The 9704-nt window shown below is 72.9% G+C and carries 9 protein-coding genes; 3 read left to right on the top strand and 6 right to left on the bottom strand.

Features of this window, described 5'->3' with window-relative positions; genetic code table 11:
• Nucleotides 1-9 precede the first annotated feature (9 nt).
• A complete protein-coding gene (locus ACA511_RS18580) occupies nucleotides 10-1041 on the top strand; it encodes a ketoacyl-ACP synthase III family protein (protein WP_375025638.1) in 1032 nt (343 codons plus the stop codon).
• Here ACA511_RS18580 and ACA511_RS18575 read toward each other — a convergent pair.
• The 5 genes from ACA511_RS18575 to ACA511_RS18555 form a co-directional block, all read right to left on the bottom strand.
• Complete coding sequence (locus ACA511_RS18575) at nucleotides 992-1201, bottom strand: acyl-CoA carboxylase epsilon subunit (protein ID WP_375025637.1); 210 nt, start codon at nucleotides 1199-1201, stop codon at nucleotides 992-994. The genes ACA511_RS18580 and ACA511_RS18575 overlap by 50 nt on opposite strands.
• Nucleotides 1198-2742, bottom strand: a complete 1545-nt coding sequence (locus ACA511_RS18570; RefSeq protein WP_375026277.1) for an acyl-CoA carboxylase subunit beta — start codon at nucleotides 2740-2742, stop codon at nucleotides 1198-1200. The genes ACA511_RS18575 and ACA511_RS18570 overlap by 4 nt, the downstream gene beginning before the upstream one ends.
• 1 nt (nucleotide 2743) lies before the next feature.
• Nucleotides 2744-3229, bottom strand: a complete 486-nt coding sequence (locus ACA511_RS18565) for a flavin reductase family protein (protein ID WP_375025636.1) — start codon at nucleotides 3227-3229, stop codon at nucleotides 2744-2746.
• Nucleotides 3230-3335: 106 nt separating this feature from the next.
• Complete coding sequence (locus ACA511_RS18560) at nucleotides 3336-3977, bottom strand: response regulator (protein ID WP_375025635.1); 642 nt, start codon at nucleotides 3975-3977, stop codon at nucleotides 3336-3338.
• 304 nt (nucleotides 3978-4281) lie between these two features.
• Nucleotides 4282-5148: an alpha/beta fold hydrolase gene (locus ACA511_RS18555; protein ID WP_375025634.1), complete on the bottom strand. Its 867-nt coding sequence runs from the start codon at nucleotides 5146-5148 to the stop codon at nucleotides 4282-4284.
• A gap of 54 nt (nucleotides 5149-5202) precedes the next feature.
• On the opposite strand from ACA511_RS18555, the gene ACA511_RS18550 reads away from it, so the two are divergent.
• The gene (locus ACA511_RS18550; protein WP_375025633.1) at nucleotides 5203-5637 is read left to right on the top strand and encodes a MarR family winged helix-turn-helix transcriptional regulator; all 435 of its coding nucleotides are present in this window, start codon (nucleotides 5203-5205) and stop codon (nucleotides 5635-5637) included.
• An 83-nt stretch (nucleotides 5638-5720) separates the two neighbouring features.
• Nucleotides 5721-6662: an esterase/lipase family protein gene (locus tag ACA511_RS18545; protein ID WP_375025632.1), complete on the top strand. Its 942-nt coding sequence runs from the start codon at nucleotides 5721-5723 to the stop codon at nucleotides 6660-6662.
• A gap of 48 nt (nucleotides 6663-6710) precedes the next feature.
• On the opposite strand, the gene ACA511_RS18540 is transcribed toward ACA511_RS18545, so the two are convergent.
• Nucleotides 6711-9341, bottom strand: a complete 2631-nt coding sequence (locus ACA511_RS18540) for an AAA family ATPase (RefSeq protein WP_375025631.1) — start codon at nucleotides 9339-9341, stop codon at nucleotides 6711-6713.
• Nucleotides 9342-9704 lie beyond the last annotated feature (363 nt).

The raw sequence follows: 9704 nt of genomic DNA, 5'->3' as shown, positions 1-9704 counted from the left end.
GCTCACGGCATGAGGTACGAGGACATCTACGTGGCGGGGACCGGTCGTCACCTGCCCGACGCGATCGAGACGGCCGACGCGCAGAGACGGGGCCTCTGCGCCCGCAAAGACGTCTGGCGCACCGGCATCGAAGCCGTGTGCGTCGCCGAGGAGGCCCCGCCGGCGATGGCCGCGGACGCCGCGCGGCGGGCCATGGCGGACGCCCGCGCGGACCCGTCCGACATCGAGCTGGTCCTGCACGCCAGCGTCCACTACCAGGGGCACGACCTGTGGGCGGCCGCCTCGTACGTGCAGCGCGAGGCGCTGGGGAACGCCTGCCCGGCCGTCGAGGTGGGGCAGCAGTCCAACGGCGGCATGGCCGCGATCGAGCTGGCCGCCGCGTATCTGGCGGCCCGGCCGGCGGGGAGCAAGGCGCTGGTGTCGACCGGCGACCGGTTCGCCCTGCCGGGCTTCGACCGCTGGCGCACCGACCCCGGCACGATCTGCGGCGACGGCGGCACCGCGATGGTCCTGGCGCGCGGCGCGGCGGCCCCGGACGGCGTCCGGCTGCGCAGCGCGTTCTCCGTCTCGGACCCCGGCCTGGAGAAGCTCGGCCGGGGCGCGCGCCCGTTCGCGGACGCCCCGCTCGAAGCGGCCCGCCCGATCGACGCCGAGGCGCCGCGCGAGGAGGCCGTCTCCGAACTCGGCTTCGCCGAGGTGCTGCGGCGGCTGCGGGACGGGCAGGTCCGCGCGGTCGAGGGCGCGCTGTCGGACGCCGGCGTCGAGCGCGCGGACGTGGACTGGTTCGTCCTGCCCCACCTGGGACTGCCGAAGATGGACGTCCAGTTCTTCGAGCCGCTCGGCATCGACCGGGCGCGGACGACGTGGGACTGGGGCAGCCGGATCGGTCACCTCGGCGCCGGGGACCAGATCGCCGGGCTCGGCGAGCTGACCCGGTCCGGCCGCCTCGCGCCCGGCGAGCGCTGCCTGCTCGCCGGGGTCGGGGCGGGCTTCACCTGGTCCGCGGCCGTCGTGGAGCGGACGCCGGGCGCGGCGGGCTGAGCCCCTCGGGATCCCAGCGCGGCCCCGGCCGCCGCTCCGCCCCGTGCGGAGCGGCGGCCTCCGCCGCGCGATCGCCGCGCTCGTCCAGGAGCACGGCGACGAGCGCCGCCAGCTCCCGCTCGTCCAGGCGGCCCCGCACGATCTCGATGTCGGCGCTCACTGCGGCTGGTTCCCGTGCTTGCGGCTGGGCCGGGACGCGTACTTGTCCGCCAGCATGTCCAGCGCGTCGACGATCCGGACGCGCGTCTCGGCCGGGTCGATCACCTCGTCCACCAGGCCGCGCTCGGCCGCGTGGAACGGCCCCATCAACTCCCGCCGGTAGTCCTCGACGCGGGCGCGGCGCTCGGCCTCGGGGTCGTCGGCGGCGGCGATCTCCCGCCGGTACACCACGTTCACGGCGGCCTCGGCGCCCATCACGGCGATCTCGTTGGTCGGCCAGGCGAGCGACACGTCCGCGCCGATCGACCGCGAGTCCATCACGATGTACGCGCCGCCGTACGCCTTGCGCAGGACGAGCTGCACGCGCGGCACGGTCGCGTCGCAGTAGGCGTAGAGCAGCTTGGCGCCGTGCCGGATGATGCCGCCGTGCTCCTGGTCGACCCCGGGCAGGAAGCCCGGCACGTCCACGAGGGTCACCAGCGGAAGGTTGAACGCGTCGCAGAACTGGACGAACCGGGCCGCCTTCTCCGCGGCGGTGATGTCCAGGACCCCGGCCGTCCGCGCGGGCTGGTTGGCCACCAGGCCGGTGACCCGGCCCGCGAACCGGACGAACGCGCACACCACGGTGGTCCCCCACATCTCGTGGATCTCGAACATCTCGCCGTCGTCCACGATCTCCTCGACGACCGCGCGCACGTCGTAGGCGGCCTTCGGATCGGCCGGCACCAGGTCGCGCAGCACCGGGCAGGGACGGTCCGGCGGATCGGCCGTGGGCTGCTCGGGCGCGAAGCGCGTGTTGTCGGACGGCAGCAGCGACAGCAGGTGGCGCACGTCCGCGAGGCACTCCTCCTCGCCGTCGTACACCGCCTCGGCGACGCCCGTCCGGGCCGCGTGCACCTCGGCGCCGCCCAGCTCCTCATGGGTGATCGTCTCGCCGGTGACCGCGCCCACCACGTCCGGGCCGGTGATGAACATCTGCGCGGTGTCGCGCACCATGAAGACGAAGTCGGTGAGCGACGGCGAGTACGCCGCCCCGCCCGCGCACGGGCCGAGCATCACGCTGATCTGCGGGATCACCCCGGAGTTGCGGACGTTGCGCTGGAAGATGCCGCCGTATCCGGCGAGCGCGGTCACGCCCTCCTGGATGCGCGCCCCGGCCCCGTCGCACAGCCCGACGAGCGGCGCGCCCGCCTTCGCCGCCAGGTCCATGATCTTGTGGATCTTGCCGGCGTGCGCCTCGCCGAGGCTGCCGCCGAAGACCCGGAAGTCGTGCGCGTAGGCGAACACCCGCCGGCCCCCGACCAGCCCCCAGCCGACCACGACGCCGTCCGTCGGCGGGCGCTTGCGCTCCATCCCGAAGCCCTGCGCCCGGTGCCGCCGGAACGTCTCGATCTCGGTGAAGGTGCCCTTGTCGAACAGCAGGTCGAGCCGTTCCCGCACCGTCAGCTTCCCCTTGGCCCGCTGCGCCCGCAGGGCCTTGTCGCCGCCGGCCTCGGCGGCGGCGCGGCGCTCGGCCTCCAGCCCGGCCATGCGGTCCCGCATCTCAGACACTTCCGTAACCTCCGTCGGCGAAGACCAGCGGCCTGGCGTCGCGGAGGCAGCCCGCCGCCACCACCAGGCCGACGACCACGCGGTGGTCGCCGAGTTCCATGGCGTCCACGAGCGTGCAGTCCACGAAGCCCGCCGCCTCGGCGAGCACCGGTGCGCCCGTCGCCGCCGTGGCGACCTCGTGTCCGGCGAAGCGGTCCACGCCGCGCGCCGCGAACCGGCGCGCGAGGGGTTCCTGGCCGGCGCACAGGAAGCTGACGGCGAAGCAGCCCGCCCGGCGCACCACCGGCCACGTCCGCGACCCGGATCCGATGCAGAACAGGACGAGCGGCGGTTCGAGCGAGACGGACGTGAACGAGTTCATCGTCGTCCCGGCGGGCCCGTCCCCGGAGTCGGCGGCGGCCACCGTCACTCCGGTGGCGAAGCCGCGCATCACCGTCCGGAACTTGCTGGCCTCCACGGGTCGGATCTGGCGAAGCACGGCGGTCCCTCCGCTGGGCGAACGATCGCCGACAACGTAGGACGGACGCGTCGAGCCCGGTTCGCGTCCCCGCAGAGCCCGGCCCGCCGGTCTCGTCGAGGCCCCGCTAGAGCGTGTTCCGCGGGGGCTCGATGAGACCGGCGAGGGCCGCGCGGTTGACCGCGTCGAGCCGCGACCCGGCGCCGAGCTTGGCGAAGATGTTGCGGAGGTGGCGCTTGACCGTCGCCTCGGTGAGCGAGAGCCGGTTCCCGATCTGCCGGTTGGTGAGCGCCTGCGCGGTGAGCTCCAGCACCTGCCGCTCCCGCTCGGTGAGCTGGACCGGCTGCGCCCCGTCGTCCTCGGGCAGGCTGCGCCGCGAGACGCTGAGCACGATGCGCTCGGGGTCGTCCACCGCCTGGATCGCGGCGACCAGCTCGTGCCGCGTCACCGTCTTCAGCAGGTAGCCGCGGATGCCCGCCTCCAGCAGCGCCCGCAGCAGCTCCGGGCCCTCCTGCATGCTGAGGATGATGACCTTCGTGTCCGGCGAGTGCCGCCGGATGCGCCGCACCGTGGTGACGGCGTCCTGGCCGTGGCCGCCGACCTCCAACAGGACGACGTCGGGTCGCTGGTCGGCGGCCACCGCGACGGCCTCCTCGCCGTCGCCCGCCTCGCCCACCACCTTCAGCGCGTCGTCCTCTTCGAGGATCTCCCGCACACCCTGCCGGACGAGGGTGTGGCCGTCGACGATCAGAATGGTCCGCGGCGTCAAGACCGCCCCCGGAATCCGGCGACCTCCCGTTTCGGACGATGGCGGCTACTCGCGGTGAACCGGGCGGCATGCTCTCTCGGACACTTGCTCATGAAGGCTCCGATCGGCGCGGTCAGGGGGGCGTTCTACTCCGGACGCGCCCGCCTCGCGTTCCATACCGCCGCATTGCGATAATCAAAGATCGACCGGCTTGAGTTACTCACTCCGTTACCAGTTCGAGACTTTACGGTAACATGCGCCGTTCCGGCCTGCCACCGCCGCTTCACTCACCGGCTCTCACCTGGCGAAATGCGATCGTCGACCGTCACTCCGCCGCACGTCGAACACTGAAATCACGGATCGCCCGCCACACCGCCGCGGGCGTTTCCTCCTGTGCGAAGTGGCCGGCTTCCGGCAGGACGCCGGTCGTCACGTCCCGGACTCCCGCGTCCCGCAGCCCCCGCTCGTACGCGGCGATGTCGCCGCCCTCGTGGGTTCCCCGCAGGTAGAGCAGCGGCGTGTCCGCCGGGGGCCCTTCGGCGAAGGCCGCGTTGTCCCGCACGTCCTGGCCGAAGCCCCGGTACAGGTCGAAGCCCGCGGACAGCGCGGCGTCGTCCCGGTAGGCCGCGACGTGCGCGCCCCTCGACTCGCCGGTGATCCTCGCCGGGTCCGCCGACAGGACGTCGTAGAAGTAGTCGAAGTACTCGGCCTGGCGTCCGCGGACCAGGGCCTCGGGAAGCGACTTCACGGAGTGCAGGCCGAAGTGCCAGATGTAGGGGTTGGCCACCACGTCCGACCACGGGGCCACCCCCGGGATCACGGTGTTCATGATGACGACGCGGTCGGCGCCGTACCGCCGCAGGTAGGCGTAGGCCACCATCCCGCCCGCGTCGTGCCCGACGAGCGTCAGGCCGTCGAGGCCCAGCTTCTCGACCAGCCCGTGGACGACCTCCGCGATGCGCGCCTTCGCCCCGCCGGCCACGCTCCCGGACGACCCGCCGATGCCGGGCAGGTCGATCGCGATCAGCCGGTCGCCGGCCCCGGCGGCGCGCATGACCCCCGTCCAGGTGCGCCAGGACTCCGGCCACCCGTGCAGGAACAGGTACGGCCGCCCCGCCGGATCACCCGCTTCGGCGACGTGCAGCATGACGTCCTCGACGGCGACCATGTCGTGACTCACTGTAGTAGGCATGTTTCATGTCTACCAGATGAACATGAACTATGTCGATGTACTAGCCTGGCGCCCATGAGCGGCATCGCCTACGAACGCGGAACCCCCTTCCTGCTGGCCCGCCTCGGCTCCCTCGCCGCCCGCTCCTGGACGGCCTTCCTGTCCGGCCACGGGATCACCCAGAACCAGTACGCGGTCATGATCGTGCTCAAGGAGCAGGGGCCGCTCGGCCAGCGCCGCCTCGCCGAGCTCGCCGCCATGGACGCCCGCAACATCGTGGCCGTGCTCGACTCCCTGACCGCGGCGGGCCTCACCGAGCGGCGCCCCCACGACACCGACCGGCGCCGCCGCGTCGTCACCCTCACCCCGTCCGGAACCCGCCTCATCGACACCGTCGGCCAGGCCGCCGCCCACGGCCACGACGAGTTCCTCCGCTCCCTGAGCCCCGCCGAACGCGACCGGCTCAACGACCTGCTCCAGCGCCTCTACAACGCGCACGTCCACGCCTGATCGTCGTCGGGTACGAAGCCGGGCCGGGTTCCTTGTCAGCGCGGCCATGGTCGGCCGCCCGTCATATAGATAGCGTTGTTCATATGAGAGGACACCGATTCCGGCGCGGCCTGGCCGCGGCCGTCCTGACGGCATGCGCGGCGACCTACACGGGGGCCGCCGCGACGCCCGCGACGGCGGAGACGACCCACCCCGTCGGCGACCTGGCGACGGCGGTCGGCAACTACCTCTTCAGCCCGGACGCGGTCGCCGGCGCCAACGACTGGTCCTGCGAACCGTCCGGCGAGCACCCGTACCCCGTGGTGCTCGTGCACGGCACGACGTCCAACCTCGGCTTCTCCGGAGCCCGCCTCGCGCCGACGCTCGCCAACGCCGGCTACTGCGTCTACGCGTTCAACTACGGCGAGACGTCCGCCAGCCTCGGCCGCGTCTACGGGCTCGGCGACGTCACCGCGTCGGCGCGCACCATGAGCGCGTTCGTCGGCCGGGTGCTGGACGCCACCGGAGCCGCCCGGGTCGACGTGATCGGCAACTCCCAGGGCGGGATGATGCCGAACTACTACATCAAGCGCCTCGGCGGCGCCGCCGAGGTGCGCACCATGATCGGTCTCGCGCCGACCAACCACGGCACCACCATGGGCGGGCTGGTCGACCTCGCCCGGTCGCTGAACGTGCTCGGGCTGGTCAACGACGCCTTCCGCTTCGCCGGAGCGCCCGCGTACACCCAGCAGGAGGACGGGTCCGACTTCCAGAACGCGCTGTTCGCCGACGGCGACACCGTCCCCGGAGTGCGCTACCTGACGATCGCGACGTCGCACGACACCACGGTCACGCCGCTGGCGAACTCGTTCCTGCACGGCGGCGACTCCACCAACATCCTGATCCAGGACCTGTGCCCGGACGACCCGGTGGGCCACTCCGGCCTGTGGTTCGACGGGCCGGTCACGCAACTCGTCCTCAACGCCCTCGGCCCCGCCACCCCGGGCTTCACCCCCCAGTGCACCGACTACGGCCCGACCATCTGACCGCCGCCCGCGCCCGCGCGGGGGCCGCCGCGCGGGCGCGGGCGCGGGTCAGGGACGCACCATCTCGCGGGACAGCCCCAGCTCCAGTGCCAGGTCGGCGCGGCGGGTGATCTGGAGCTTGCGGTAGATGCGGGTCAGGTGCTGCTCGACCGTGCTGACGGTGATGTGCAACTGGGCGGAGATCTCGCGGTTGGTGAAGCCGTGCGCCGCCAGGGTCGCCACGCGGAGTTCGGCGTCGCTGAGGTCCCCCGCCGGGCCGTGCAGGTCGCGGAGGAGACTGTCGGGGGTGGCGCCGTTGATGTGCAGGGGCAGGATGCTGCGCGGCAGTTCGTCACCGCACTCGCGGACCCGGCGGTAGGTCTTGCGGGCACGGCGCTCGTCGCCGTTCCGGTAGTAGGCGCGCCCCAGTTCCGCCATGGTGAGCGCCAGTTCGTACTCGTCGCCCGCGTCGCGCAGCACCCGGGCGGCCTCCTTGAGGATCCGCAGGCCGTCCTCCGGGGTGCTCAGCGCCGCCAGGATCCGCAGGCACTGGCCGCGGACCCGGCCGTGCTGGGGACGCAGCAGGTCGAGTTGCTCCTCGGCGTAGACGCGGGCATCGTCGTACTCGCCGAGGGCCAGATGCGCCTCGGCGAGGCACACGCGCCACGGGACGACGAGCGGGTCGTCGAGCCCCCAGCGCAGCATCAGGTCGCGGCAGTCCTCGAAGTCGTTGATCGCCGCGTGCGGCCGGTCGGTGTCGAGGTGGTAGCGGCCCCGGGCCTCCAGGTACCGCAGGCCGGGGACGGTCTCGAACATGAAGTTCGGCACCGGCACGTCCAGGTAGGACGCCGCGGCCGCGCGCTCCCCGCAGGCGACCGCGACGCGCACGAGGACGGCCAGCGGCAGCCCGACGACGGCGCCCCAGCTCTCCGGCCCCAGCAGCGTGAAGGCCGCGGCGGCCTCCCGCCGGGCCGTCTCGAGCTTGCCGCACCTGAGGTGGACGTCCGCCCGCAGCGTCCCGAACAGGGCCTGCAAGGTCTGCGCGCCCTGCGCGCGCGCCTTGTCGAGCAGCCTCCCGCTCCAGTACAGCGCTTCGCTGAGCCGGCCGGCGCAGATGAGGGTGCCGAGCGCGGAGACCATCGCCGGGACGGTGTCCGCGGTGAGGCGGGCGTCGCGCATGAGCCGCACCGCCTGGGCGAACCGCCGCTCCCCGTCGGCTTCGTCCAGCGCACGCGGCATGCCGAGCAGCTCGGGGTAGAACCAGCCGAGCCCGGACCGGATCGGTTCGAGTGCCGCGCCCCCCGGATCGGCACGCTCCACGACGGCGACGATCTCTCTCGCGCGTTCGACGTCCCCGTACCAGAGCAGGTCGCAGACGAGGGACGCGGTGCGGCGGCGGTCCAGGCGGCCCTCGACCGCGGCGTCCGCCAGCGCGGGCAGGTGGCGCGAGGCGGCGAGGGGGTCGCTGCGCCACTTGACGTCCAGGAGCGCGACGTCGATCGCCAGCCGCTCGCGGTCGTCGGCGCACAGCTGGCGGGCGGTGGCGAGGCAGCTCACCGCGAGGTCGGCCGCGCCCTCGGCGCCGGCCTCCTCGGCCGCCTCGCGCAGCACGCCCACCCCCCACGGCACGTCGACGGGGCCGGCGGCCATGAGGTGGCGCGCCAGGGTCGTGGCGGCGACGCTCGACCCGTGCAGCGCCCGGGCGGCGCGCCCGTGCAGCTCGGCCCGGTCGGCCGGGAGCATGTCCCGCAGGACCGCCATCCTGATCGCCTCGTGCCGGAAGGCGCCGCCGGCCACCAGGCCCGCGGCGGTCAGCCCGTCGAGGCCCTCCGCGGCCTGCTCGGCGGCGACCCCGAGGACGTCCGACAGCGTCTCCACGGTGGCGTCGCCGTCCAGCACCGCGAGGGCCCTGGCGGTGTTCAGCACGGCCGGCTCGCACCGGTAAACACAGGTCAGCACGGATTGGGCGAACGCGGTGCCGGGAATCGGCACGCACTGATCATCTGCGATGGCCTGAATGAGCAGCGGATTGCCGCCGGTCATCCGGTGCACCGCCGGGGCGTGCTCGCGGGCCTCCGCCGGGCCGGCGCGCTCGGCGAGCAACTCGGCGGTCCCGCTCTCGGACAGATGGTCGAGCCAGATCTGATGCAGGCACGGCTGGCGGGATATCTCCGCCCTGTAGCGAAAGTACTCGCGCTGCAAACGGGAGTCTTCGGTGAGCACGAGCAGAATCGGTTTCGCATGCACCCGGCGTGCGGCGAAGAGCAGGAACTCCAGGGACAGGTCGTCGGAGTAATGCGCGTCGTCGATGGCGACGACCAGCGGGCCGCCCTCCACGAAAGCGCACAGGATTTCGAAGAGGATGCCGAAAAGGTAGAGCAGCGTGTCGCGGGACGGGCTGTCGCGCAGCTCGGCGGCGACCGCGCCCGGGGCGAACCGCTGCTCGGTCCTGGTCGGGAGGCGGACGCCCGCCAGCAGCTGGTCCAGCACACCGCACGGCAGGGCCCGTTCGGAAAGCGAGCCCACCGCCTTGAGGAAGACGCCGCCCCCAGCGGTGACCCGGTCCTGGAGGCGCCGCAGTAACGCGGTCTTGCCACTCGCGACCGGCCCGCTCATCAGGACCACCGCGCCGTTCCCTGACGCGCAGTCGGTGTAAATATGATCCAGCCGGTTGATCGTCTCCGCACGCTCCACGAGCATCGCGATGCTCCCCCTTTTCGGCACATCTCCGATGTCCGGCCACCCCTGTGAAATGCGGGGCCCGCCCACCTGTGTCCTGGGAGCGTCGGGGGAGCACGGGTTTCCCAGTCTGCCATGGAGCCGCCGATCACAGCCAGATACACCGGGTGAGTCCGGCCGCTCGCAGGGTCATGAATACGTTCCCAACCTGCACTTCTCCGTCCGTCCCCGTGCCGGGTTTCACATCGTCGTTCCGTGGCGGTGCGACGCGCCGCCGTCCACTTATGGCCGCCCGTCGATCGGCTAGGCCGGGGTGGGCCGGCCGGCATTAGGAGCGGTTTAGGCACGTCGGCCAGTGTTTCCGGAGTCACCGACGACGCCGGA

It is taken from the genome of Actinomadura sp. GTD37 (genome assembly GCF_041951365.1).
In the GTDB taxonomy this organism is placed as follows: domain Bacteria; phylum Actinomycetota; class Actinomycetes; order Streptosporangiales; family Streptosporangiaceae; genus Spirillospora.
This window is presented reverse-complemented; position numbering and strand designations above follow the sequence as displayed.